The following is a 25,635-nucleotide window of genomic DNA, read 5'->3' as shown; positions in this document are numbered from 1 at the left end:
TCCTAGCTCTCCCGCGCGAGCATGGGGCCGTAGATGCCGACGAAGCCGGCGAAGGCGAGGCACCATGCGGCGGCGGCAAGGGTCATGAACGCCGTCGTCTCCTGCGGCCACAGCGCCATGGCGACGCGCGCGGCGAGCGCGACGGCCACCAGCGCATACACCGCCACCGTCCCCGGCGATGCGGCAAGGGCGCGCCCGGTGTGCCCAAGGGTCGCCCGCGTCATCATCGCGAGGGTCATGCCGCCGATGCCGCCGATGGCCCACACATGGAGGCCCACCGCCTCCGGCACGCGCTCCGGCGCCAGCGCGTGGGCCCCCGCGGCGAGGAAGCCGAGGGCCGCCAGCAGGAACGCCGCGTGCAGCACCAGCACCAGCGGATCGGCGCCGGTGCGCCAGCCGCGCCAGCGGGACAGGCGATAGAGGTTGCCGCCGCCGGCAAGCAGCAGGGCGATGCCGGTGGCGGCGCCCTCGGGCGCGATGACCCACCCGGCGAGGGCGAGCGCGGAAGCGACCAGCAGCACGCCGTCGCGCCGGTCGAACGGGGCGGGCCGCGCCTCCCCCCTTCGCGCCAGCCAGTTGCCGGTGAAGCTGGGCACCACCCGCCCCCCGAACAGCAGGATCAGCGCCACGATCAGCGCGAGGGCCGCGCGCGCCGCATCGTCGCCGCCGCCGGTCCAGTGCGCTTCCAGATGGAAGCCGGCATTGGCGAGCGCCAGCAGCACGACCACTCCCGCCACCTTCAGGTTGCGCCAGTTGCGCCCGGCGGCGATCTCCCGCGCGACCACGGCGGTGAAGACGGCGAGGAAGGCCACGTCGATCACCGCTGCAGGCAGCCAGCCGATGAGGTCCGAGACCAGCACCGCGCCCCGGCCCGCCAGCCACAGCAGGGCGAGGCCTCCCAGCGCCGCGCCGGCGACCGGGAGCCGGCCGGTCCAGTTGGGAATGGCGGTCAAAAGGAAGCCCGCCACCACCGCCGCGCCATAGCCGAACAGCATCTCGTGGGCGTGCCATGCGGTGGCGGAAAAGGCGGTGGGCAGCCGCAACGCGCCGAGGAACACCGCCGGCCAGATGGCGATGGCCGCGAGCGCGAACACGCCGGCACCCAGGAAGAAGGGCCGGAAGCCACGGCTGAGCAGCGCGGGGCCGGAATGCGGGCGGAGTGATGGACCAGGCATCGGGGCCTCCCTTTCACGCAGTTGGAACGGCGGCACCGCCCATGAGACGCGGGGCGGGCGGCTCAGCCGCCCTGGGGAACTGGCGCAGGCAACGCTGCCGCCCCGGGGACGTGTCGCGGGCGGCGCCGCCGCCCGTCGGGACGGAAGGCGCGCCTCAGCCGCCCAGCGCGGACATGTGGCGGGCGAGGGCGGGGCGGCCGCCGCGGGCGATGACGAAATCGTGCCCGCGCGGCTTGGCGCGCACGGCGGCGGCGATGGCGGCGGTGAGCGCATCCGCATCACCGGAGCGTAGCGGCGCTTTCAGGTCCACCGCATCCTCCTGCCCGAGGCAGGTATGGATGACGCCGGTGGCACTGACGCGCACGCGGTTGCAGTCCTCGCAGAAGGAATGGGTGAGCGGCGTGATGAAGCCGATGCGCCCGCCGGTCGCTCCCACCCGCGCATAGCGGGCGGGGCCGCCGGAGCGCTCGGGCGTGTCGGTCAGGGTCAGGCGGGTCTCGATCTGCCGGCGCAGGGTGTCGAGGGGCAGATACTGGTCGATGCGGTCGGCCCCCACCTCGCCGAGCGGCATGGTCTCGATGAAGGTGATGTCCATGCCGTTGCCATGGGCGAACGCGATCAGGTCGAACACCTCGTGCTGCGTATGGCCGGCCAGCGCCACCGCGTTCAGCTTCACCTTCAGCCCCGCCTCGCGGGCGGCGCGCAGGCCGTCCATCACGGTGCCGAGCGTGCCGCGGCGGGTGATGGCGCGGAAGCGGGCGGCGTCCAGCGTGTCCAGCGAGACGTTCACCCGCCGCACTCCGCACGCGGCCAGCGCATCGGCGTGGCGGGCGAGCTGGGTGCCGTTGGTGGTGAGCGTCAGCTCCTTCAGCGCCTCGCTGCGCAGGTGGCGGGAGAGGCCGGCGAACAGGTCCATGATGCCCTTGCGCACCAGCGGCTCGCCGCCGGTGATACGCAGTTTCGTGACGCCGGCGGCGATGAAGGCCGAGGCGAGGCGGTCCAGCTCCTCGATGGAAAGCACCTGGTTGCGTGGCAGGAAGTCCATGTCCTCGGCCATGCAGTAGACGCACCTGAGGTCGCAGCGGTCGGTGACCGACAGGCGCAGGTAGCTGATGCGGCGGCCGAACAGGTCGATGAGGGCGCAGGGGGAAGCGGACATCTCAGGGCTCCAGCGGGCCGGCGGGAGCACCGGTCTCGCGCAGGTCGCGGAAGGCGCCGCAGCTGCAGGTCTCGCCGCAGGGGGCGAGCGCGTCGGCGTCGAGTTCGAGGAAGGCGGCGATGGCGTGCAGGCGCGCGGCGCTCATGGGCTCGCCGGCGGCGGCGAGCACGGCGTCCAGCGGCCGCAGGGCGGCGAGCTCGGCCGTCGAGGCGATGGTGGTGCCGAGATCGCGCAGCAGCCCGTCGCCGATGCCGTAGATCCAGCCATGCACCGTCACCTCGGCGCCATGGGCCCAGGCGGCCTTGAGCACGGGCGTCGCGGCGAGGCGGCGCATCTGCATCTCCACGTTCAGCTCGCACAGGCGGTCGAGCCGTTCGGCGGCGTCGTCGGGCAGCGCGGCGCGGTGGCGGGCGAACAGGTCCACGACCGGGGCGAGCCAGTGGTCCGCCAGGGCGCCGCCCGCCGCACCCTCCGCGCTGGCGATGGCGCGCCGAACCCCGCCGCAGCCGTAATGGCCGCAGACAATGACGTGGCGCACGCCCAGCACCTCCACCGCATATTCCAGCACCGCCAGCATGTTCATGTCGCTGGAATGGACCACGTTGGCGATGTTGCGGTGGACGAAGATCTCGCCGGGGTCGAGGCCCACCACGTCATTGGCCGGCACGCGGCTGTCGGAGCAGCCGATCCATAGGAAACGCGGCGCCTGCTGCTCGGCCAGGCGGCGGAAGAAGCCGGGGTCCGCTGCCTTCTGGGCGTTGGCCCAGGCGAGGTTGTTGTCGAACAGCTCGTCGAGCACGGAGCCGCCGGGCCGGGTGGACGCATCGCGCGTCTCGGCCCCTGCCACCCGCGCGACGGTGCTAGGCCGGCCCATCGCCGTGCCCTCCGCAGCCGCCATGGCCGCCGCAGCCGCAACCGCCCTCCTGCGGCGCGGCGGCGGCCGCGTCCTGCTTCAGCGACCAGTCCACCATGGCACGCAGGCAGGTGGCGGCGGGATCGGCGCCGCGTTCCAGCGCCGTCATGAGGGCGAGCCAGTCCTCGTCCGAGGCGCCCTCGCTGAAGCGCGCGCAGGCGCCGGCCGCATAATCGGCCGCGCTCTCGCCGAAGCTCCTGCCGGCGGCCTCGACGCGGGTGGCGAGGGTGATGTCGCCGAGCCCGAGCAGGATCTCCCCGGCGAAGCGCTCGTCGTGCAGGCGGCGCAGGAGGGTTCCGAGCAGCATTCCCGCCTCCTACTGCACCAGCGGCGAGGCGGCGCCGTCGAGCGCCACCCCGCGGATGTCGGCGCGCCCGGCGAGGAGGCGCAGATACTGGCGCACCGCGATGTTCCAGGCGGAGCATTCCAGCTGGCCGGCGATCACCTCCTCCACCAGCTCGAACGGCAGGTCGCGCCCGTCGATGCGGTGGGCGAGGTGCACGACATGGATGCCGTAGCGCGTCTCCACCGGCTCGGGGTGGAGCGCGCCGGGCGCCATGGCCGCCAGCGCCGTCTCGAACTCGGGCACGGTCTGCCCCGGCCCGATCTGGCCGAGGCTGCCGCCCACCTCCCGCGAGGGGCAGGCCGAATGGGCCAGCGCCAGCTCCGCCAGGGTCGCGCCGCCGGAGGCGATGCGGGCGATGGCGTCAGCCGCCGCAGCGCGCGCCGCCGTCCGGCCCTCGGCATCGTCCGGGGCGGCGGGGAACAGGATGTGACTCACCTCGCAGAGGGCGCCGGTGCGGAAGGTGGCGCGGCGCTGCTCGAAGTAGCGCCGGCAGGTGGCTGTGTCGGCCTTCGGCACCTGCACCTCCCGCTCCAGCAGGGCGCGGATGGTGGCTTCCTCTTCGGTCTCGCGGCGCCCGTCCGCATCGGTTTCGGGCGTGCCGGTGATGCCGAGCCGCCCGGCGGTGGCCAGCAGCAGCTCGCGCACCACCAGCGCGCGGGCGGCCGATTGCCAGGCCTCCTTCGGGCTCGCGGCCGAATGGTTCTGGATCTCCCGCGCGATGTCGGCGCGGGGGATGATGATGCCGTCCACCGAGACTTCGTCGGGGCGGGTGGGGCGCGCGGACCGCGCGCGGGTGAGAAGCTCCACCATCGCCGTCACTCCGCAGGCTGGCCGACGGGACGGGCGGCAGGGCGCACGGCGGCCGTCGCCGGCTGCGGGCGCGGCGCCACGGCGGCGCGGCGGGGCAGGCGGGAGCGCACCACCTGGTAGCCCGGCCGGCCGAGATACCAGACCGGCGCGCTCCACACATGCACGAGGCGGGTGAAGGGGAAGACGAGGAAGATCGTCATGCCCAGCACGAGGTGCGCCTTGAAGAGGGGGCTCACGTCCGCGACATAGGCGGCGGCCGCGGGCTGGAGGGTGAGGATGCCCTGCGCCCAGTTCATGAATTTCACCATCTCGTGCCCGTCCATGTGGTTGAGCGAGACGAAGATGGTGGAGAGGCCGAGCGTCAGCTGCGCCCAGAGCAGCAGCAGGATGGCGGTGTCGCCGAAGCTGGAATTGGCCCGGACGCGCGGATCGAACAGCCGACGATGGGCGAGCAGCGCGATGCCGATGAAGCACATCGCCCCGGCGATGCCGCCCACCGTGATGGCGAGGCCCTGCTTGAAGCTGTGCGAGATGCCCAGCGCGTCGAACACCCAGATCGGCGTGAGCAGCCCGCCCGCATGGCCGATGAAGATGACGAGGATGCCCACGTGGAACAGGTTCGATCCCCAGCGCAATTGCCGCTTGCGCAGCAGCTGCGAGGAGCCGGTCTTCCAGGTGTATTGCTCGCGGTCGAAACGGATCAGGCTGCCCACCAGGAACACGGTGAGGCACAGGTAGGGATACCAGCCGAACAGGGCTGAATTGATTGCGGCGGACATGATGGTCCTCCCTCAGGCGGCAGGTTGGCGCGGCTGGCGCATGTCGCGCTGCGCCGCGCGCAGCTGGGTGCGGAAGCGGTCGACGGAGCAGGTGGCGGCATCGCCGGGGCCGAAGGTGACGGCGGTCTCCTCCCACTCCTTGTCGAGGGCCGCGAGCTCCGCGCGCAGGGCGTCGGCCGGGTCGGGGTTCTGAGGCGCGGCCCCGGCCGACGCCGCGCGGGCGTGGCCCGCGAGGCTGCGCACGGCGGTGAACACTGCGGCATAGGGCGAGCCGCGCTCGTCCAGCCGCTCCTCCAGCGTCGCGAGGATGTGGTCCACGTCGCAGAGCAGGTCCGCCGCCTCCGGGCCCGTCCGGGTCGCTGCGAATTCCAGGAACAGCGGCAAGTAATCGGGCAACTCGTTGGCCGCGATTGCGAGCCCGCCCGCCTCGTAGAGCGCGGCGAGATCCACCATGGCCTGCCCGCGGTCGCGGCTTTCCCCGTGCACGTGCTCGAACAGATGCAGCGAGAGCCGCCGCGTGCGGTCGAACAGGCCCACATAGGCCTCCTGCAGGTCGTAGATGTCCTCTTGCCCCAGCGCGCGCAGCAGGGGGGCGAGGCCGACGCTGGTGTCCGCATCCAGCCGCCCGTCCTGCAGCAGAGCCTCGGCGATGCGCGGGGCATCCTCCCTCAGCGCGGCGTCCGGATAGGCCAGGAGGCGGGAGAGCGCCATGAGAGACATGTTCTCGACCATCACTCCACCTCCATGGGGGTCTTGATGGCGACCTTCGGCGCCTTGGGGGTCTGCGAGGGGCTGCCGAACAGGTTCAGCCCGGTCTCGCCGCCGGAGCAGCCATTGCCGAAGGAGAACCCGCACGAGCCGCGCAGATCGAAGGTGTCCTCGCCCCATTCGCGATGGGCGGTGGGGATGACGAAACGATCCTCGTAATTGGCGATGGCCATCACCTGGTACATGTCGTCGATGGCCGCGCCGGTGAGGCCGACCTTCGTGGCGATGGCCTCGTCGATGCGTCCGTCGACGGTCTTCGCCCGCATGTAGGCGCGCATGGCCAGCATGCGTTCCAGCGCGAGGGCAACCGGCTCCTCGTTGCCGGCGGTGAGCAGGTTCGCGAGATATTTCAGCGGGATGCGCAGCGAGCGCACATCCGGCATCTCGCCGTCCATGCCCATCTGGCCGGCGGTGGCGGCGGACTGGATGGGCGAGAGCGGCGGCACGTACCACACCATGGGCAGCGTGCGGTATTCGGGATGGAGCGGGAAGGCGACCTTCCACTCCATGGCCATCTTCCAGATGGGGGACACCTTCGCCGCCTCGATCCAGGCGTCCGGCACGCCATCGGCACGGGCCTGGGCGATGACGGCGGGGTCCTTGGGGTCGAGGAACAGGTCGAGCTGCGCCTGATAGAGCCTGGCCTCGTCCTCCACGCTCGCCGCTTCCTCGATGCGGTCGGCGTCATAGAGCAGCACGCCGAGATAGCGGATGCGCCCGACGCAGGTTTCCGAGCACACGGTGGGCTGGCCCGCCTCGATGCGCGGATAGCAGAAGATGCACTTCTCCGACTTTCCCGAAGACCAGTTGTAGTAGATCTTCTTGTAGGGGCAGCCGGACACGCACATGCGCCAGCCGCGGCACTTCTCCTGATCGATGAGGACGATGCCGTCCTCCTCCCGCTTGTAGATGGCGCCGGAGGGGCAGGCGGCCGCGCAGGCGGGGTTGAGGCAGTGCTCGCACAGGCGCGGCAGATACATCATGAAGGTGTTCTCGAACTGGCCGTAGATGTCGGCCTGAACGCCCTCGAAATTCACGTCCTTGCGGCGCTTTTCGAACTCCCCGCCCAGGATTTCCTCCCAGTTGGGCCCCCACTCGATCTTCTCCATCCGCTCGCCGGAAACGAGGGAGCGCGGGCGGGCGGTGGGGAAGGCCTTGGATTCCTTGGCGGTGTGCAGGTGCTCGTAATCGAAGGTGAAGGGCTCGTAGTAGTCATCGATCTCCGGCAGGTCCGGATTGGCGAAGATGTTGGCGAGCACCCGCCATTTCGCGCCGATGCGCGGCTCGATGCTGCCGTTCTTTTTGCGGCGCCAGCCGCCCTTCCACTTCTTCTGGTTCTCCCACTCGCGCGGGTAGCCGACGCCGGGCTTGGTCTCCACATTGTTGAACCAGGCGTATTCGACGCCCTGGCGGCTCGTCCACACGTTCTTGCAGGTGACGGAGCAGGTGTGACACCCGATGCACTTGTCGAGGTTCAGCACCATGGCGATCTGAGCGCGGATCTTCATTGGGCCATCTCCTTGGCCGAAGCGTTGACGGAGGTGACGGGCTCGTCCTCGAGCCAGTCCACCTTGCTCATCTTGCGGATGACGACGAATTCGTCGCGGTTCGCGCCCACGGTGCCGTAATAGTTGAAGCCGTAGGACTGCTGGGCATAGCCGCCGATCATGTGCGTCGGCTTCAGCACGGTGCGGGTGACCGAGTTGTGGATGCCGCCCCGGTTGCCGGTCATCTGCGAGCCGGGGGTGTTAATGATCTTCTCCTGCGCGTGATACATCATCATCATGCCAGGCATGACGCGCTGGGAGACCACGGCCCGCGCGGTGAGCGCGCCGTTGGTATTGAACACCTCCACCCAGTCGTTGTCGGCGATGCCGGCGGATCTGGCATCGTCCTCCGAGATCCACACCACCGGTCCGCCCCGGTTCAGGGTGAGCATCAGCAGATTGTCAGTATAGGTGGAGTGGATGCCCCACTTCTGGTGCGGAGTGAGGAAGTTGAGCACGATTTCGCGGTTGCCGTTGGGCTTCGTGCCCTTGGTGCCGGCGATGGTCTTCAGGTCCACCGGCGGCTTCCAGGTGACGAGCTCCTCGCCGAACGCCCGCATCCACAGGTGGTCCTGGTAGAGCTGCTGGCGGCCGGTGAGGGTGCGCCAGGGGATCAGCTCGTGGACGTTGGTGTAGCCGGCGTTGTAGCAGACGGTCTCGCTCTCGATGCCCGACCACGTGGGCGAGGAGATGATCTTGCGCGGCTGCGCCTGCACGTCGCGGAAGCGGATCTTCTCGTCTTCCTTGGGCAGGGCGAGGTGCGCATGCTCGCGGCCGGTGTTCTGCGAGAGGGCTTCCCACGCCTTCACCGCCACCTCGCCGTTGGTCTCCGGCGCCAGCATGAGGATGACCTCGGCGGCATCGATGTCGCTTTCGATCTTCGCGAGACCCTTGGCCGGGCCATCGCGATGGGTGCCGTTGAGGGCTTTGAGCGCCTCCACCTCATGCCCCGTCTTCCAGGCGATGCCCTTGCCGCCGTTGCCGATTTTCTCCATCAGCGGGCCGAGCGCGGTGAAGCGGGCGTAGGTGGCGGGATAGTCGCGCTCGACCACGGTCACAGTGGGCATGGTCTTGCCGGGGACGGGCTCCACCGCGCCGGTCTTCCAGTCCTTCACATCCAGCGCCTGTGCCAGCTCGGCCGGCGTGTCGTGGAGGATGGGGGTGAGCACGGTGTCCGTCTCCACGCCCAGCACCTCGGGCGCGACGGCGGAGAAGGTGCGGGCGAGGCCCTTGTAGATCTCCCAGTCGGAGCGGGCCTCCCACGCCGGGTCCACCGCCGCCGAGAGCGGATGGATGAAGGGGTGCATGTCCGAAGTATTCAGGTCGTTCTTCTCGTACCAGGTGGCGGTCGGCAGCACGATGTCCGAGTAGACGCAGGTGGTGGACATGCGGAAGTCCAGCGTCACCAGGAGGTCGAGCTTGCCTTCGGGCGCGTCCTCGTGCCACGCGACCTCGGTGTTGCGCACCGCGCCCTCGGCACCGAGATCCTTGCCCATCACGCCGTGCTGGGTGCCGAGCAGGTGCTTGAGGAAGTATTCGTGCCCCTTGCCCGAGGACCCGAGCAGGTTGGAGCGCCAGACGAACAGGTTCCGCGGCCAGTTGTCCGGGTGGTCCGGATCATGGCAGGAGAGCTCCAGCTCGCCGCTCTTCAGCGCGGAGGCCACATAGTCCTTCACCTCCTTGCCTGCTGCCTTCGCCCTGGTGGAGATGGACAGCGGGTTCTGCCTCAGCTGCGGGGCGGAGGGCAGCCAGCCCATGCGCTCGGCGCGGACGTTGTAGTCGATGAAGCTCTTGTCCCATTCTCCCTTGGGCGCGGTGGGGGAGAGGATCTCGCCGGCGGTCAGCGTCTCGTAGCGCCACTGGTCGGTGTGGGCGTACCAGAAGGAGGTGGCGTTCTGGTGCCGGGGCGGACGCGACCAGTCGAGGCCGAAGGCGAGCGGCTGCCAGCCTGTCTGGGGCCGCAATTTCTCCTGCCCCACATAATGCGACCAGCCGCCGCCCGACTGGCCGATGGCGCCGCAGAACACCAGGAGGTTGATGACCCCCCGGTAGTTCATGTCCATGTGATACCAGTGGTTCATGGCCGCGCCGATGATGATCATCGAGCGTCCGTTGGTCTTCTCCGCATTGGTGGCGAATTCGCGCGCGACCGTGATGATGGCATCGCGCTTCACGCCGGTGATGCGCTCGGCCCACGCGGGGGTGAAGGGCACGTCCTCGTCGTAGGACGAGGCGACGTTGCCGCCGCCGAAGCCGCGATCGAGGCCGTAATTGGCCATCATGAGATCGTAGACGGTGGCGACCTTCATCACGCTGCCGTCCGCGCCCTGCACGAGGCGAACGGGCAGGTTGCGCGTCAGCACCTCGCCATGGTCGGTGGCGACGAAATGCTCGGTGGCGCGGCCGCCGAAATAGGGGAAGTCCACGGCGGCGATTTCATCTTCTCCGTCCGCCAGCGTCAGCTTGAGGCGGATGGCGCGGCCGGCGCCGTCCTTCTCCTCCAGGTTCCATTTCGCCTGCTCGCCCCAGCGGTGGCCGATGGAGCCTGCCGGCGCCACGAGATCGCCCGTGGTCTCGTCGAAGGCGACGGTCTTCCATTCGGGATTGTTGGTCTCGCCGAGGCCGCCGGGCAGGTCGGAGGCGCGCAGCATCCGCTCCGCCACCAGCCGCCCGTCCTGCTCCACGAGCCGCACGAGGAACGGCATGTCGGAATAACGGCGCAGGTAGTCGTCGAAATAGGGCACCTGCCGGTCGAGGTGATATTCGCGCAGGATCACATGGCCCATGGCGAGCGCCAGCGCGGCGTCGGTGCCCTGCTTGGGGTTCAGCCAGATGTCGGCGAACTTGGTGGCCTCGGCATAGTCCGGCGTCACCACCGCGCTCTTGGTGCCCTTGTAGCGGACCTCGGTGTAGAAATGGGCGTCCGGCGTGCGCGTCTGCGGCACATTGGAGCCCCACACGATGATGAAGCCGGCGTTGTACCAGTCGGCGCTTTCCGGCACGTCGGTCTGCTCGCCCCAGGTCTGGGGCGAGGCCGGCGGCAGGTCGCAATACCAGTCGTAGAAGGAGAGGCACACGCCGCCGATGAGCGAGAGATAGCGCGCCCCCGCCGCGTAGGAGACCATGGACATGGCCGGGATGGGCGAGAACCCCGCCACCCGGTCCGGGCCGTGCTTGCGGATGGTGTGGGCATTGGCGGCGGCGATGATCTCGTTCACCTCGTCCCACGTGGCGCGGACCAGCCCGCCATGGCCGCGGATGGAGGTGTAGGACGCGCGCTTGTCCGCGTTCTCGACGATGGAGGCCCAGGCCGCGACCGGCGGCAGCTTGGCGCGCGCCTCGCGCCAGAGCTTCAGGAGGCGGCCGCGCACCATGGGGTACTTCACCCGCGCGCCGGAATAGAGATACCAGCTGTAGGAGGCGCCGCGGGCGCAGCCGCGCGGTTCATGGTTCGGCAGGTCCGGGCGCGTGCGGGGATAGTCCGTCTGCTGGGTTTCCCAGGTGACGATGCCGCCCTTCACATAGATCTTCCACGAGCAGGAGCCGGTGCAGTTCACCCCGTGGGTGGAGCGCACGATCTTGTCGTGCTGCCAGCGCTTCCGGTAGCCGTCCTCCCACGAGCGGTCCTCGCGGGTGACGATGCCGTGGCCGTCGGAGAAGGTCTCGGTCTCGCGGCGGAAGAAGGTGAGCCGGTCGAGGAAATGGGACATGATAGGGCCTTCCGATTTACCGTCGGCATCGGTCGATGACCGACGCCAAGTGGGTGCGCTCAAGCGCCGCGCGGGCTTGACCCACGGTCCGCGAACTCTGCTCGCGGACCGTTGGTCTCACGCGGCCGCAGCCGGACGGGGAGTGGCGCGCGGGGCGATCCCGCGCTCGATGTCGTGCAGGAGGCCGCCCTTGCGGGTGTAGACGGCGAAGGTGATGACCAGGCAGCTCACATAGAAGCCGAGGAAGGCCCAGAGCGCGGCCTCCGGAGAGCCGGTGAGCGCGATGGAGGTGCCGTAGCCCTTGGGGATGAAGAAGGCCCCGAAGGCGGCGATGGCCGAGGTGAAGCCGGTGATGGCCGCAGCCTCCTTCTCCGCCTGCTTGCGGCGCGCCTCGGCGTCGGCGGCGGGCATCAGGCGGTCCATCTCCTTGCGCATGATCGCCGGGATCATCTGGAAGGTGGAGGCGTTGCCGACCCCGGTGGCGAAGAACAGCACCAGGAAGGAGGCGAAGAAGGCCGAGAATGCCCACGGCTCGGAGCGCATGCCGATGGACCACAGCACGCCCGAGACGCCCGCCATCATCAGCACGAACACATAGATGGTCACCCGCCCGCCGCCGTAGCGGTCCGCCAGCCACCCCGTGCCGGAGCGGGCCAGCGCACCCACCAGCGGGCCGAGGAAGGCGTAGGAGAGGGCGTTCACCTCCGGGAAGAGGATGTTCGTCAGCAGCGGGAAGCCCGCCGAATAGCCGATGAACGAGCCGAACGTGCCCGTGTAGAGCCAGCACATGATCCAGTTGTGCTTGCGCTGGAAGATCACCGACTGCTCGCGGAACGAGGCCTTGGCATCGGCGATGTCGTTCATGCCGAACCAGGCCGCGAAGGCGGACAGGATGATGAAGGGCACGAAAACGAAGCCCGCATTCTGCAGCCACAGCGGAGCCGGCCCGGCCGCCGCCTTCACCAGCGCCGGATCGCCGCCGAATTTGCCGAACAGGCCCATGGTGATGACCAGCGGCACCACGAACTGCACCACGCTGACCCCGAGGTTGCCGAGTCCGGCATTGAGCGCCAGCGCGTTGCCCTTCTCCGCCTTCGGAAAGAAGAAGGAGATGTTGGCCATGGAGGAGGCGAAGTTGCCGCCGCCGAAGCCGCACAGCAGCGCGAGGATCAGCAGCACCACATAGGGCGTGTCCGGGTTCTGCACCGCGTAGCCGATGCCGAGCGCGGGGATGATGAGCGACCAGGTGGTGAGCGTCGTCCAGAGCCGTCCGCCGAAGATCGGCACCATGAAGGAATAGAAGATGCGCAGCGTCGCCCCGGTCAGGCCCGGCAAGGCGGCGAGCCAGAACAGCTGGTCGGTGGTGAACCTGAAGCCCACCAGCGGCAGCTTCGCCACCACCACCGACCACACCTGCCAGATGGCGAAGGACAACAGCAGCGCCGGGATGGAGAGCCACAGGTTGCGCCGGGCGATGGCGCGGCCGGTGGAGGCCCAGAAATCCGGGTCCTCCGGCCGCCAGTCGGTCAGCACGGCGCCGGCCTTGCGCGGGGTGGCGGGGGCGGCGGGCACCGGCATGCCCTGCATCTCCGGCAGCTCGGGCAGGGTCGCAAGCTCGGCAGCCGAGGCCTCGCGCTCCATGTGCCGGACGGCGAGGTGCATCCAGGCAAGCGAGCCCAGGGCGATGACGAACAGCAGCATGAAGCAGCTGGTCCAAAGACCGGTCAGGTCGTTGAGCACGCCGAAGGCGAGCGGCAGGATGAAGCCGCCGAGGCCGCCGATCATGCCCACGAGGCCGCCCACCGCGCCCACGTTCTTTGGGTAGTAGACCGGGATGTGCTTGTAGACGGCGGCCTTGCCCAGCGCCATGAAGAAGCCGAGCACGAACACCGCCACGGTGAAGCCGACCACGCCCATTTCCATGTGGAAGGCGATGGGTCCGTTGATGCCGCGGACCACATAGTCCGTGGGCGGATAGGACAGGATGAAGGTGCAGAGGACGGAGACCAGGAAGGTCCAGTACATCACCCGTCGCGCGCCGTAGACGTCGGAGAGGTGGCCGCCATAGGCGCGGAACAGGCTCGCCGGCACCGAGAAGAAGGCGGCGATCATGCCGGCCTGCTTGATGTCGAGGCCGTAGACTTTCACCAGATACTGCGGCAGCCACAGCGCCAGCGCGACGAACGCGCCGAAGACGAAGAAATAATAGAGCGAGAAGCGCCACACCTGGACGTTCTTCAGCGGCTCCAGCTCCAGCCACGCGCTCTTCGGCTTGATGCCGAGGCGGCGGCGCTCGACGAGGACCGGATCGTCCCTGGTGGTGAGGAAGAAGACGATGGCCATCACCACGAGGGCGGCGGCCCACACCTGCGCCACCATCTGCCAGCCGAAGGCGACCAGCACGAAGGGCGCGAGGAACTTCGTGACCGCCGCGCCCACATTGCCGGCGCCGAAGATGCCGAGCGCGGTGCCCTGCTTGCCCGCCGGATACCAGCGCGAGACATAGGCCACGCCCACCGCGAACGAGCCGCCGGCGATGCCGACGCCCAGCGCGGCCAGCAGGAACTGCGGGTAGGTGTGGGCGTAGGTGAGCAGGAAGGTGGCGAGAGCCGCCGCAAGCATCGTCAGGGAGAAGACGATGCGGCCGCCATAGACATCCGCCCATACGCCCAGCGCGACGCGGATCAGCGAGCCGGTGAGGATGGGCGTGCCGATCAGAAGGCCGAACTGTGTGTCCGACAGGCCGAGGTCCTGGCGTATGCGGATGCCGATGATGGAAAAGATCGTCCACACCGCGAAGCACACGGTGAAGGCGAGGGTGCTCATGGCGAGGGCTGTCCGCTGGTTGGCGGTGCTGACCTCTTGCAAGGTTTGCATGGCTTCAACTCGGCTGTTGCGCTGGCACGGCTGCGTCGTGCTGCCGGGAAGCTGCGGGAGCCATGCGCTGTGATCTTTGACCTACATCAGTAAAATGTTTTGAATTGGTGGAATGTGATTCAAGTTGTTGGGCTATGAGCGCGCAATTACAAAGGTTGGCAGACGTATTTGCTTATTATGTATTTGTCGATTGACAATTATCAAACGTCGCTGTTGAGTGGGCCAACCCTCCCGCCGAGGACCGCATGAGGCCCGAAGACACCGCCGCCATCCGCGACCTGCCCCTGTTCCGCGACGCCCGCGAGGAGACGTTCGCCGAGCTGGTGCGCGCGGGCTACCTGCAGCGCTTCCCGCCCGGCGTCGTGCTCATCAACGAGAACGATGCGGCCGATTTCCTGCACGTCGTCGTGGAGGGGCTGGTGGAGATGTTCGCCGCGGGCGCGGGGCACGAGACCTCCCTCAGCATCGTGCGACCGGTGGGCACCTTCATTCTCGCGGCGGTGCTGAATGATGACGTGTACCTGCAATCCGCCCGCACGCTGGAGCGCTCGCAGGTGCTGATGATCCCGGCCGAGGCGGTGCGTGCCGCCATGGGCGCCGATCCCGCCTTCACCCGCGCCGTCATCGGCGAGCTGGCGCGCGGCTACCGGCGCGCGGTGAAGGAGGTGAAGAACCAGAAGCTGCGCACCGGCGCCGAGCGTCTCGCCAACTGGCTGCTGCAGGAGGCAGGCCAGGGCAGCGCGGTGCGCCTGCTGTTCGAGAAGCGGGTCCTGTCCTCGCTGCTGGGCATGACGCCGGAAAATCTCTCCCGCGCCTTCTCCACCCTGCGCGCCCACGGCGTCGCCACCCGTGGCGCGGATATCATGATCGAGGATCGCGCCGCCCTCACCGCCTTCGCCCGGCCCAATCCCCTCATCGACACGCCGGAGTGACGGCGCGCAGCGTCAGGTCCGCGGGCGCAGCAGGCACACTGCGCCCGCCGTCAGCGCCAGCACCGCGAGCGTGACGAGGCCGGGGTCCAGCGCATGCACCAGCGCCACGCCCGAGGCGCCCATCCAGTGGTCATGGACGCCGGTCGCGCGGTCGAGGCCGAACGACAGGCTGGCGGTGCCGGCCGCGACCCCGATGCTGGAGCCCAGCACCCGCATGAGGTTGAGCAGCGAGCCCGCCGGCGCTGCCAGCGGGCCGGGAGCGGCCTTCAGGGTCTCGTGATTGTTGGGGGCGATGAACACGCCGAGGCCCGCGCCGAACACCGCGAACGCGACGGTGCGCGCAAGGCTGCCCGCCTCGCCCATGCTCGCCGAGAGCCAGAGCAGGCCGAGCGCCGCGACGCAGCCCGCCATGCCGCACGCGGTGAGCCTCGCCGCCCCCAGCCGCTCCGCGAGAGGGCCGCTGAACGGCGCGACCAGCCCGAGCACCACCGGAATGACCGCGAGCCGGAAGCCGGCGGCGCGGGGGCTGTCGCCGTAGCCGTGCTCCAGCAGGAACGACATGAGGAAGAACATGCCGTAGAGCAGCGCATAGCCCAGTGTCACGGCCACCGCGCCGGCGGTGAAGGCGCCGCTGCCGAACAGGCGCAGCGCCACCAGCGGATGGACGGCGCGCCGCTCCCGTCGCACGAACAGCCACATGAGGGCGGCCGCGCCGCCGAGGCTCGCGATGACCGGGAGCGAGGTGGGCCCCCAGGCGGACAGGTGGTTCAGCGCCATCACCAGCAGCACCAGCGCCGGTCCCAGCAGGGCGGCGCCGCTCCAGTCGAAGCTCTGGCCCCGGTCTGTGGCTTGTTCGCGCGGCAGGGCGAGCCAGCCCGCGAGCAGCGCCACGACGGCGAACGGCACCGACAGCCAGAACACCCAGCGCCAGCCGAGCCCGGCCAGCACCAGCCCGCCCACCGCCGGCCCGGCGCTCATGCCCACGGCCTGGGCCGCGGCGAACACGCCGAGGGCACGGCCGCGTTTCTTCTCGTCCACGGCCGCGACGAGGATGGCGATGCTGTTGGCGCCCAGCATGGCCCCGCCCATGCCCTGCAGCACGCGGAAGGCGATGAGCTGCGGCAGGTCAGAGGCCAGGCCGCACAGGGCGCTGGCTGTGCCGAACAAAAGGTAGCCGAGCAGGTAGAGCGACTTGCGCCCGAACATCTGGCACAGCCGGCCGAACACCGGCAGGAAGGCGGCGAACGAGACCAGATAGGCGAGGGAGACCCAGCTCACCGCCTCCAGCGGCGCGTCGAAGGTGCGCCCCAGCGTTGGCAGGGCGAGCTGCACGATGGTGGCGTCGAGCTGGCCGATGAAGGCGCCGGTGCAGACCAGCGCCACCACGATGGCGAGGTGGGACGGATGGCGTTCCACCGCGGCAAGGGGCGCCGGCTCGCGCATCAGTCCGGCGATCAGCGCGCCGAGGCGGCCGCGCGGCGCGCCGGGGGGCAGGGCTCCGGTGTCGTTCATCGCCCGTCAGGAGGTTGGCCGAGGCCGGCGGCCCGGATCGCCGCTGCCTAGCACGGGCGTGGCCGCTCGCCAATTCCCGCGTGCCCGGGCGGTGGCGTCACTCCGCGGGAGGGCACAGACGATCCGATACCGGGATGCCGGGCGGGCCGCCGATCACCTGATTGCCGGGCGGTCGGGCCCTGCTCCGGCCGCATCCGGATGGGACGGGACGGAAGGCGGAAGGCGGAAGGCCTGCGGCTCGCCGGCCGACGCGGGAGCGCGGCGGGACGGGGCCTCGGGCGCCCGCTGCTTCCGCTTTCGCGCCGCCGGGGGCCGGCCGGCTATTGCCCGCGATAGGTGGCGTAGGCCCACGGCGTGACGGTGAGCGGCACGTGGTAGTCCCCGGTCGGCTCGTCGATGCAGAACACCACCGGCACCACGTCGAGGAAGGCGAAGGCGCTCTCCACCGCGCCGGTGCGGCGGAAATAGTCGCCCACGTGGAAGCGCAGCTCGTAGCAGCCGACCCTGAGAGGCGCGCCGGAGAGCAGGGGCTCGGCGGTCTGGCCGTGGGCGTCGGTGATGGTCTCCACCAGCGGCGCGGCGGTGCCGCAGGGCAGGGCGCCGGACACCTCGTGCAGCGCCACCCGCATGCCCGCCGCCGGCCTGCCGCGGCTGGTGTCGAGCACATGGGTGGTGAGGCGACCGGCGAGGTCCGGCATGTCGTGTCCGGCGATGCGGGCGGCGAGCCGGTAGCGGGTGATCTGGGCGATCTCGCGCAGGGCCGCCGCCATCTCGCCCGCCCGCGTGCCGGCGAGGCGCTGCTCGAATACCAGCAGCATGGCCGCGCGGCCGTAGTGGCGGGCGCAGAGCACGAAGGGAAAGCCGAATTTCGCGCGATAGGCGGCATTGAGCGCATCCCAGCGGGCGGCCTCGTCCTGCGGCAGCGCGCCCAGCGACAGGGCGCCCTGCTCGGAGGTCGACTCCGCCGTCATGGTGCCGGAGCGCGCGGCCGGCCCGGCGAGGTCCGGATGGCCGGCGAGCAGCGCCACCAGCTCCGGCTCGGGCAGGGCGGAGACGGTCTCCACCATGGCCCGGTGCAGGTCGTCGACGCTGGCGAACGGCCGCAGCGCCACCACCCGTCCGGCGACCCAGGGCGCGTGCTCCCATACCGAGGCGAGGTGGGCGGTGAATGCGGCTTCCGGGCACGCGTTCAGGTCGGCGAGGGTGGGGACGGGCTCGGGGGCAGGGACGGCCTCGGGCGCAGGGACGGGACGGGTCATGACACCACCTCCGCGAGAGCGCGCACCCGCTCGGCGGCGGGCGGCAGGAAGGAAGGATCGAAGATCTGGCCGGGGCTCGGCGGAGCGGCGATGCCCTTGGCCGCCGCGATCAGGGCGATGGCGGCGGAAAGGCGCGCCGGGTCCGCATCGCCGTGGCCGCGGACGGCGGTCTCGGGATGCGCCATCTCCAGCGCCAGCGTGCCGGCGAGGCGGGCGCGGTTGGCGGCGCGGTCCATGGACGGGTTGCGGCGCACCACCGCGTCGGTGGCGGCCTCCACATCGGCCACCACGTCGGCGAGGCCGCGATTGACGGCGCGCACCAGCCCCGCCACCACGTCCGGCCGCTCGCGCCGCAGCTGCTGCGACACCATCAGCGCCGCGCCGTAGAGGGACGGCACGTGATGCTGCCACTCGAAATGGCGCAGCGCGCCCTTCGGGTCGAGCCCCGCCTCGATGGACTGGGCGTTGATGGTGTTGACGAAGCCGAACAGCCCGTCCCATTTCCCGGCCAGCATGAGGGGCACGATGTCCTTGTGCGGCAGGTCGCTCACCTCCACCGAGGCCGAGGCGGGGTCGAGCCCGGTGGCGCGGCAGAATTCCGGGAACATGCGCCACGCGGCGTCATTGGGGTGGGACACCAGCCGCTTGCCGGCGAGGTCCGCGGGCGCCGCCACCGGTCCAGCCGCCGGCACGGCGATGGTGTAGGGCGAGCGGTTGTGCATGGCATAGACCGCCACCGGCGCCGTATCGGGATGGGCGGCGGCGAACTCCACCAGCGCGTTGAGGTCGCCATAGCCGGCATCGAAGCCGTCGTTGGCGATGCGCGGCACCGCATTGGCGAGGGTGTCGCCCTCGGTGAAATCCACGGCGATGCCCTCCTCGCGGAAGTAGCCGCGCTCGTCGGCCACGAAGAACCACGCCTGCGGGCCGCTGTAGAAGGTATTCAGGATGAAGTTCAGGCGCACTTCGGGCGTCGCCATCATCGTTGCTCCGGTGGCATGATCGGGGAGGGGCGGGCCGGGCGGTGCCCGGAGCGTGCGCGGGGGCGGCGGCAGTCCGCTCCCCCGCGCGGGGTTCAGTCTTCCTTCAGCGCCACCTGACGGGTCTTCTTGAAGCTGGGCAGCAGCATCAGGGCCAGCATCAGCGCGGACACCGCCAGCAGGCCGGCGCTGATGGGCCGGTCCACGAATGTCGCCGCATCGCCGCCCGAGAGCAGCATGGCGCGCTTGAAGTTCTCCTCCATCATCGGCCCGAGGATGAAGCCGAGCACAAGCGGCGTCGCCTCGAAGCCGAGCTTCGCCATCACATAGCCGAGCACGCCCATCATCACCGCGAGGTAGACGTCGAACGAGGCGTTGGCGATGGAATACACGCCGATGGCCGAGAAGAAGAGGATGGCCGGGAACATCAGCCGGTAGGGCACCTGCAGCAGCTTCACCCACAGCCCCACCAGCGGCAGGTTGAGGACCAGCAGCATCAGGTTGCCGATCCACATGGAGGCGATCATGCCCCAGAACAGGGGGGCGTGCTCGACCATCACCTGCGGGCCGGGAATGATGCCCTGGATGGTCATGGCGCCCGCCATCACCGCCATGATGGCGTTGGAGGGAACCCCCAGCGTCAAAAGCGGGATGAAGGAGGTCTGCGCGCCGGCATTGTTGGCCGCCTCCGGCGCGGCGACGCCGGCGATGGCGCCCTTGCCGAAGCGCTCCGGCGTCTTCGACAGCTTCTTCTCCAGCGCATAGGCGCCGAACGAGGCGAGCAGCGCGCCGCCGCCGGGCAGCACCCCCAGCACCGAGCCGAGGAAGGTGCCGCGCACGATGGGCCCGGCGCTCTCCTTCAGCTCCTCGCGTGTCGGAAACAGGTCCTTCAGCGGGATGGCGCCGATGCGGGTGAGGTCGCGTTCCAGGTTCAGCATGATCTCCGTGATGCCGAACAGGCCCACCGCCACCGCCACGAAGCTCATGCCGTCGGCCATGGCGTCGATGCCGAAGGTGAGGCGGGGCAAGGGCGAGTTGGCATCCGTGCCGGCGAGGCCGAGGAAGACGCCGAACAGGATCATCACCACCGCCTTGTGCAGCGCCCCGGAGGCCAGGACCATGGAGCACACGAGGCCGAGCACCATCAGCGAGAAGTATTCCACCGGCCCGAACTTCAGAGCCAGAGACGCCATGGCCGGTCCGAACTGGGCGATGAGCACGGTGGAGACCGTGCCGGCGAAGAACGAGCCGATGGCCGCGATGGCCAGCGCCGCTCCCGCCCGTCCGCGCCGCGCCATGGCGTAGCCGTCGAGCGTGGTCGCCACCGAATTGGCCTCCCCCGGCAGGTTGACGAGGATGGCCGTGGTGGAGCCGCCGTACTGCGCGCCGTAATAGATGCCGGCGAGCATGATGAGCGAGGTGGTCGGCGCGAGGTGGAAGGTCAGCGGCAGCAGCATGGCCATGGTGGCCACCGCGCCGATGCCGGGAAGCACGCCGATGAGCGTGCCGAGCAGGACCCCGAGGAAGCAGAACAGGATGTTCTCGAACCCTGCCGCGACGCTCATGCCGAGGGCGATATTGTGCAACAGTTCCATTGCCCGTCTCCTTCCTCAGCGCGGCCAGATCGGAATGGCGAGGCCGAGGCCCTTGACGAAGGCCACGGCGCCGAGCAGCGCCAGGACGGCGGCGAGATAGGGCGTCTCCCGGTGACGGGTGATTTTGCTCGCGAAGCTGGCGATGAAGGTGGAGGCGACCACCGCCAGCACGATGCCGTAACGGTCCACCAGCAGGCCGAAGCTGCACACGGACGCGGAAATCACCAGCAGCGGGCGCCAGTGGATCTGCTCCTCCACCTGCGCTTCGTCCCAGAAGCCGGCGAGCGTCATGCCCGCCCCGGCCAGCACGATCAGCCAGGCCACGGCGTTGGGCACGTAGCCGGGGCCCATCTCGGCAACGGTGCCGATCTCGAGGTCACCCACGGCGGCGAGGCAGTAGCCGCCGAGGGCGAGGATGAAGAGGCCGGACAGGAACTCCCGGCGCCTGAGGAGGCTTTCGGGGCGCGTCATGGCGGGCGGCCTACTTCTCGGTGGCGCCGGCGTCGATGATGAGCGGCCGCCACACCTCGATCTGGTCGGCGACGAAGGCGGCGTATTCCGGCGTGGTCATGGGACGGGTCTCGACGCCCCAGCCGAACAGCTTCTCCTTCACACTCGCCACGGTCAGGGCCTCGGCCACCGCCGCCTGGATCTTCGCGGTCAGCTCCGGCGACATGCCGGCCGGGCCGGACACGCCGAGCCAGTTCTCCAGCACGATGTCGATGCCCTGCTCGCGGAAGGTGGGGACGTCCGGCGCCTGCGAGATGCGCTGCGGGGCGGCGACGCCCAGCGCGATCGCCTCGCCCGACTTGATCATGGGCACGTTCTGGGCGAGCAGGTCGTAATACGCCTTCAGCACGCCGGCCTTGAAGTCCTGGATGGCGGGGGCGCTGCCCTTGTAGGGCACGTGGGTCATCGCGAGGCCGGTCTTCTTCTTCACCGCCTCGCCGAGGATGTGGCTGATGGAGCCGACCCCGCTCGACCCGTAGGTGAGCTTCTCGCCGCCCTTGGAGAGGGCGACGAGCCCCGACATGTCCTTCACGCCCAGGGAGGGCTGCACCATCAGGCCCGGGGCCGAGGCGCCGATATAGCCGATGTGGGTGAAGTCCTTCACCGGGTCGTAGGGGATCTTCTTGAACTGGGTGGGGGCGATGGTGAAGGGGGCGTTGTTGGCGAGGATGAGCGTGTAGCCGTCCGGCGCCTCCTTGTGCACCAGCTCCGCGGCCACTGTACCGCCGGCGCCGGGCCGGTTGTCGACGATGAACTGCTGGCCGAACTTCTCGGTCAGCTGCTGGCCGACGAGGCGGGCGACGATGTCGCTGGTGCCGCCCGGCGGGAAGGTCACGACGATGCGAACCGGCTTGGTCGGCCAGTCGGAGGACTGGGCGCGGGCCGCGCCCGGCGCGGCGATGGACAGCGGAACGGCAACGGCGGCGGTGAGGGCGGCGGCCAGAACGGCACGGCGGGAGGCGGCATGTCGGAGCAGGGACGGCATCGTCTGGGTCCTCAGGAAGGGTTCAGCGGCTTTGCGCCGTCTGGTTCATGAGGATGAGGCTAGGTAGTTCGAGCGTTGCCGTCCATCGCAGCTTGGGCAACAATCCGTTCTAGGAATTAGAATGGAGCCTGCCCGTGCGCCATCCCTTCGTCCCGGCCGCGCTGCGCTACATCGATCAGGTGGCCCGCTCCGGCTCCATCCAGCAGGCGGCGCGCGAGCTCAGGGTGGCGGCCTCGGCCATCGACCGGCAGATCCTGCTGATGGAGGAGGAGCTGGGCGTGCCGCTGTTCGAGCGGCTGCCGCGCGGCATGCGCCTGACCGCATCGGGCGAGGCCATCCTCGGCCTCATCCGCCGCTGGCGCATGGAGGAGCGGCGCGTGGTGGCCGAGATCCGGCGGTTGCAGGGGGTGCAGCAGGGCCACGTGCGTCTGTTCGCCATGGACAGCCATTCCACCAGCGTTCTCCCGCGCCTCGTGGAGCAGGTGGCGTCGGCCCATCCGCTCATCTCGCTGGACATCGAGATCGGCGGGCCGGACGAGGCGGCCGCGGCCCTTACCGGCGGGCGGGCCGACATCGCCCTCGCCTTCAATCTGCCGCCCCGGCGCGATCTGCAGGTGCTGTGGCGTGAGGAGCTGCCGTTCGGCTGCGTGGTGGCGCCCGCCCATCCGCTGGCGGGAGCCGCCTCCGTGAGCCTTCAGGAGATTTCCGCCCATCCGGTGGTGCTGCAGAGCCGGGCGCTGGCGATCCGCCGCATCCTCGATGCCCAGTATGGCTGGCTGTTCGCAGAGACGCGGGGGCGGATCGAATCCAACTCGTTGCAGCTGATGAAGCAGCTCGCCTGCTCCGGCCGCTATGCGCTCGTCACCTCCGAGCTCGACGCCGCGCCAGAGCTGGTCTCCGGCGCGCTCACCTTCATCCCGGTGCGCGACAAGGGCGCCGAGCCGCAGAGCATCTCCATCGCGGTGGAGGCGAAGGGGCACGATTCCGTGGTGCGGCTGGTGGCGCGGGCGGCGGTGGAGTGCGTCGAGGGTTGCCTCGACGAGGTCCGGCGCCATCGCGCGGGGTGACGGGCAGCGGGCGTCGCGGCGGGGCAGCGGGGCCTTCTGACCGGACCAGCCGGCGCGGTGCCCCGCGGTCCCGCAGGCATCACCCCGCCGCCGCGTCCTCCGGCGGGGCGGTGAGGGAGCCGCCCACGGTCCGCGAATTGCCCCGGAACAGGGCGATGATCTCCCCGTCCTCGCTCACTTCCACGTCGTAGACCCCGGAGCGCCCGGCCCGCGACACTTCCCGCGCCCGCGCGATCAGGCGCTTGCCGCGCGTGCCCGGCCGCAGGAAGGTGATGGTGCAGTGGGCGCCCACGGTGCGAAGATCGCGACTGTTGCAGGCAAAGGCGAAGGCGCTGTCGGCGAGGGCGAAGATGAAGCCGCCGTGCGCCGCCCCGAAGCCGTTGCACATGCGCGGCTCCACGCTCATGGCCAGGGTCGCGGTGCCCGGGCCCACCTCCAGGATCTCGATGCCGAGGCCGCGGCTGGCGTCGTCGGTGGCCCACATGGCCGCGGCGCTCAGCTGCGCGATCTCCTGCGCGGTGCGGTAGGGATGGTGGGTGCTCATTCCGGCCTCCCGGTGAAGTTGGGCGGGCGCTTTTCCATGAAGGCGCGGACGCCCTCGCGATAATCGGGGGTGCGGCCGGCCTCGCGCTGGAGATCGCGTTCGAGGTCGAGCTGGGCGTCGAGACTGTTGCCGGCCGAGGCGTTCAGCGCCGCCTTGATGCGGGCGAGGCCCTGCGTCGGCCGGGTGGCGAGCCGGGCGGCGAGCGCCCGTGCCTCGTCCATCAGCTCGCCATCGTCCACCGCCTTCCAGATCAGGCCCCATTGGGCGGCGGTGTCGGCGTCCAGCGGCTCCGCCAGCAGGGCGAGGGCGCGCGCCCGGGCATCGCCGATCAGGCGCGGCAGAAAGAAGGTGCCGCCGGAATCCGGCACAAGCCCGATGCGTGCGAACGCCTGGATGAAGGTCGCCGAGCGCGCCGCCAGCACGATGTCGCAGGCGAGCGCGAGATTGGCGCCGGCCCCGGCGGCGACGCCGTTCACCGCGCAGACCACCGGCTTGCGCAGCGCCCGCAGCCGCCGCACCAGCGGATTGTAGAGGGCCTCGATGCTGGCGCCGAGGTCCAGCGGGCCGGTGGCGCCCGCCCGTTCGGACAGATCCTGCCCGGCGCAGAAGCCGCGTCCGGCGCCGGTGAGGAGCACCGCCCGGCAGGCGTCATCGGCGGCGTGGTCGAGGGCGGCCGCGAGGGCCCGGCCCAGATCCGCGTTGAAGGCATTCAGGCGGTCCGGGCGATGGAGCGTCAGCTCCATCCAGCCGGGGTGCTCGGTCACGAGAAGCGGGGCATCCGAAGGCCCGGCTTCTGCCGCTGCTGGCGCCATGGGGTCTCCCTTCCGGGCTCCGGGGAGCCGCGTGGACGAATGGTCGTTGGGGCGTCGGGCCTGCCGAAGCCGACTGGACCCGTGCGGCGGCCGAAAAGACCCCGCCGCCGGCCGGAGCCGGGGCGGGGCAGTCGGGGCGCCGCCTCGGTCGGGTCAGGCGGCGCCCACAATGGTGATGGAACACACGTTCTGCGCCGGCGCGCCGCCCAGGTTGTGGGTGAGCGCGAGGCCGGGATTGGCAAGCTGGCGCTCGCCCGCCTGGCCGGTCAGCTGCAGCCAGCACTCGTAGAGCATGCGCAGGCCAGAGGCGCCCACCGGATGGCCGAAGCACTTCAGTCCGCCGTCCACCTGGCACGGCATCTCCCCGTCGGCATCGAAGGCGCCGTCCAGCATGCGCTTCCAGGCGGTGCCCTCATCCGCAAGGCCGATGTCCTCCAGCGTCACCAGCTCGGTGATGGAGAAGCAGTCGTGCAGCTCGGCAAGGCTCAGCTCGGCGCGCGGATCGCGGATGCCGGCCTCCGCATAGGCGCGGCGGGCGGCGATGCGCGCGGTATGGACATAGGCGCCGTTCCAGTCGCTCTGCTGCACCTCCCAGCCGTTGGAGGTGACGAGCTGGATCGCCTTCACCAGCACCGGCGACGTCCGCCCGAGGCTGCGGGCGATCTCCGGCGTGGTGACGATGGCGCAGGCCGCGCCGTCCGAGACCGGGCAGCAGTCGAACAGCCCGAGCGGATCGGCCACGAGGGGCGCGTTCACCGCCTGCTCGATGGTGATGGCCTTGCGCAGATGCGCGTTCCTGTTCTTCACCGCATTGGCGTGGCTCTTCATGGAGGTGTGCGCCATGGCCCGCTTCAGGTCGTCGGGGGCGACGCCGTGGCGGGCGCCATAGGCGCGGGCGAGCTGGGAGAAGTTGCCGGGATTGGTGTGGGTGGGCAGGTACATGGGCGCGAAGGTGCCGCGCGAGGCCGGCGGCAGGCCGGCAAAGCCGGTGTCCTTCAGCTTCTCCACCCCCACCGCGAGCGCGATGTCCACCGCCCCCGAGGCCACGGCATAGACCGCGCCGCGGAACGCTTCCGTGCCGCCGGCGCAGAAATTCTCCACCCGCGTCACGCCGATGGCGGGCAGGCGCAGCGCCTGCGCCATGGGTGTGCCGGCCTTGCCGGCGCCGATGTCGTCGTAGTGGGAGGAATACCAGGCGGCCTCGATCATGCCCGGCTCGATGCCGGCGCGGTCGAGCGCCTCCAGATAGGCCTCGGCCATCAGCTCTTCCTGGCCCACGTCCCAGCGCTCGCCGAACCGCGAGCAGCCCATGGCGAGAATGGCGACCCTGTCCTTGATTCCCTTGGCCATCGTGC

General features: G+C 70.2%; 20 protein-coding genes and 1 pseudogene. 2 read left to right on the top strand and 19 right to left on the bottom strand.

The window, feature by feature from the left end; all coding sequences use genetic code 11:
• Positions 1-2: 2 nt before the first annotated feature.
• The 10 genes and pseudogenes from V5F49_RS05360 to V5F49_RS05315 form a co-directional block, all read right to left on the bottom strand.
• Entirely contained in the window at positions 3-1,175 is a 1,173-nt protein-coding gene (locus V5F49_RS05360) for an NnrS family protein (RefSeq protein WP_394116121.1), read from the bottom strand.
• Between the two features lie 154 nt (positions 1,176-1,329).
• Positions 1,330-2,334, bottom strand: coding sequence for a GTP 3',8-cyclase MoaA (gene moaA, locus V5F49_RS05355; RefSeq protein WP_394116122.1), 1,005 nt, complete (start codon positions 2,332-2,334; stop codon positions 1,330-1,332).
• Positions 2,335-2,506: 172 nt separating this feature from the next.
• A pseudogene (locus V5F49_RS05350) lies at positions 2,507-3,133 on the bottom strand (carbonic anhydrase); the annotation flags it as partial.
• 61 nt (positions 3,134-3,194) lie between these two features.
• A complete protein-coding gene (locus V5F49_RS05345; protein WP_394116123.1) occupies positions 3,195-3,554 on the bottom strand; it encodes a hypothetical protein in 360 nt (119 codons plus the stop codon).
• A 9-nt stretch (positions 3,555-3,563) separates the two neighbouring features.
• Positions 3,564-4,403: a peptidylprolyl isomerase gene (locus V5F49_RS05340; RefSeq protein WP_394116124.1), complete on the bottom strand. Its 840-nt coding sequence runs from the start codon at positions 4,401-4,403 to the stop codon at positions 3,564-3,566.
• A gap of 5 nt (positions 4,404-4,408) precedes the next feature.
• Complete coding sequence (narI, locus tag V5F49_RS05335) at positions 4,409-5,182, bottom strand: respiratory nitrate reductase subunit gamma (RefSeq protein ID WP_394116125.1); 774 nt, start codon at positions 5,180-5,182, stop codon at positions 4,409-4,411.
• A 12-nt stretch (positions 5,183-5,194) separates the two neighbouring features.
• Positions 5,195-5,914 (bottom strand): nitrate reductase molybdenum cofactor assembly chaperone, encoded by a 720-nt coding sequence (gene narJ, locus V5F49_RS05330; RefSeq protein ID WP_394116288.1) that lies wholly within the window; start codon positions 5,912-5,914, stop codon positions 5,195-5,197.
• Positions 5,914-7,458, bottom strand: coding sequence for a nitrate reductase subunit beta (narH, locus tag V5F49_RS05325; RefSeq protein ID WP_394116126.1), 1,545 nt, complete (start codon positions 7,456-7,458; stop codon positions 5,914-5,916). Before narH ends, narJ begins: the two co-directional genes overlap by 1 nt.
• On the bottom strand, positions 7,455-11,207 hold the full coding sequence (locus tag V5F49_RS05320) for a nitrate reductase subunit alpha (RefSeq protein ID WP_394116127.1): 3,753 nt from the start codon (positions 11,205-11,207) through the stop codon (positions 7,455-7,457). Before V5F49_RS05320 ends, narH begins: the two co-directional genes overlap by 4 nt.
• 117 nt (positions 11,208-11,324) lie before the next feature.
• A complete protein-coding gene (locus V5F49_RS05315; protein ID WP_394116128.1) occupies positions 11,325-14,084 on the bottom strand; it encodes a nitrate/nitrite transporter in 2,760 nt (919 codons plus the stop codon).
• 245 nt (positions 14,085-14,329) lie between these two features.
• Between V5F49_RS05315 and V5F49_RS05310 the strand changes: the two genes are divergently transcribed.
• Complete coding sequence (locus tag V5F49_RS05310; RefSeq protein WP_394116129.1) at positions 14,330-15,016, top strand: cyclic nucleotide-binding domain-containing protein; 687 nt, start codon at positions 14,330-14,332, stop codon at positions 15,014-15,016.
• Positions 15,017-15,028: 12 nt separating this feature from the next.
• Here V5F49_RS05310 and V5F49_RS05305 read toward each other — a convergent pair whose 3' ends face one another.
• From V5F49_RS05305 to V5F49_RS05280, 6 genes are all read right to left on the bottom strand, one after another.
• A complete protein-coding gene (locus V5F49_RS05305) occupies positions 15,029-16,528 on the bottom strand; it encodes an MFS transporter (protein WP_394116130.1) in 1,500 nt (499 codons plus the stop codon).
• A gap of 320 nt (positions 16,529-16,848) precedes the next feature.
• Positions 16,849-17,787, bottom strand: coding sequence for a 2-oxo-4-hydroxy-4-carboxy-5-ureidoimidazoline decarboxylase (uraD, locus tag V5F49_RS05300; protein WP_394116131.1), 939 nt, complete (start codon positions 17,785-17,787; stop codon positions 16,849-16,851).
• Entirely contained in the window at positions 17,784-18,767 is a 984-nt protein-coding gene (locus V5F49_RS05295; RefSeq protein WP_394116132.1) for an ABC transporter substrate-binding protein, read from the bottom strand. The genes uraD and V5F49_RS05295 overlap by 4 nt, the downstream gene beginning before the upstream one ends.
• A 95-nt stretch (positions 18,768-18,862) precedes the next feature.
• Complete coding sequence (locus V5F49_RS05290) at positions 18,863-20,362, bottom strand: tripartite tricarboxylate transporter permease (protein WP_394116133.1); 1,500 nt, start codon at positions 20,360-20,362, stop codon at positions 18,863-18,865.
• A 15-nt stretch (positions 20,363-20,377) separates the two neighbouring features.
• Positions 20,378-20,833, bottom strand: a complete 456-nt coding sequence (locus V5F49_RS05285; protein WP_394116134.1) for a tripartite tricarboxylate transporter TctB family protein — start codon at positions 20,831-20,833, stop codon at positions 20,378-20,380.
• A 10-nt stretch (positions 20,834-20,843) separates the two neighbouring features.
• The gene (locus V5F49_RS05280; RefSeq protein ID WP_394116135.1) at positions 20,844-21,857 is read right to left on the bottom strand and encodes a Bug family tripartite tricarboxylate transporter substrate binding protein; all 1,014 of its coding nucleotides are present in this window, start codon (positions 21,855-21,857) and stop codon (positions 20,844-20,846) included.
• Positions 21,858-21,991: 134 nt separating this feature from the next.
• On the opposite strand from V5F49_RS05280, the gene V5F49_RS05275 reads away from it, so the two are divergent.
• Complete coding sequence (locus V5F49_RS05275) at positions 21,992-22,924, top strand: LysR family transcriptional regulator (RefSeq protein ID WP_394116136.1); 933 nt, start codon at positions 21,992-21,994, stop codon at positions 22,922-22,924.
• Positions 22,925-23,003: 79 nt separating this feature from the next.
• Here the strand turns inward: V5F49_RS05275 and paaI are convergent, their stop codons facing one another.
• The 3 genes from paaI to V5F49_RS05260 form a co-directional block, all read right to left on the bottom strand.
• Positions 23,004-23,468 carry a hydroxyphenylacetyl-CoA thioesterase PaaI gene (gene paaI / locus V5F49_RS05270; protein ID WP_394116137.1) on the bottom strand — a complete coding sequence of 155 codons (465 nt, stop codon included), beginning with the start codon at positions 23,466-23,468 and terminating at the stop codon, positions 23,004-23,006.
• Positions 23,465-24,211, bottom strand: a complete 747-nt coding sequence (gene paaG / locus V5F49_RS05265) for a 2-(1,2-epoxy-1,2-dihydrophenyl)acetyl-CoA isomerase PaaG (RefSeq protein WP_509210777.1) — start codon at positions 24,209-24,211, stop codon at positions 23,465-23,467. The genes paaI and paaG overlap by 4 nt, the downstream gene beginning before the upstream one ends.
• 222 nt (positions 24,212-24,433) lie before the next feature.
• A complete protein-coding gene (locus V5F49_RS05260) occupies positions 24,434-25,630 on the bottom strand; it encodes an acetyl-CoA acetyltransferase (RefSeq protein ID WP_394116139.1) in 1,197 nt (398 codons plus the stop codon).
• Positions 25,631-25,635: the final 5 nt, after the last annotated feature.

The sequence above is a fragment of the Xanthobacter lutulentifluminis genome (assembly GCF_043194675.2).
Classification (GTDB): Bacteria; Pseudomonadota; Alphaproteobacteria; order Rhizobiales; family Xanthobacteraceae; genus Xanthobacter.
The sequence above is the reverse complement of the archived record's forward strand: the minus strand, read 5'-3'. Positions and strand labels throughout refer to the sequence as shown.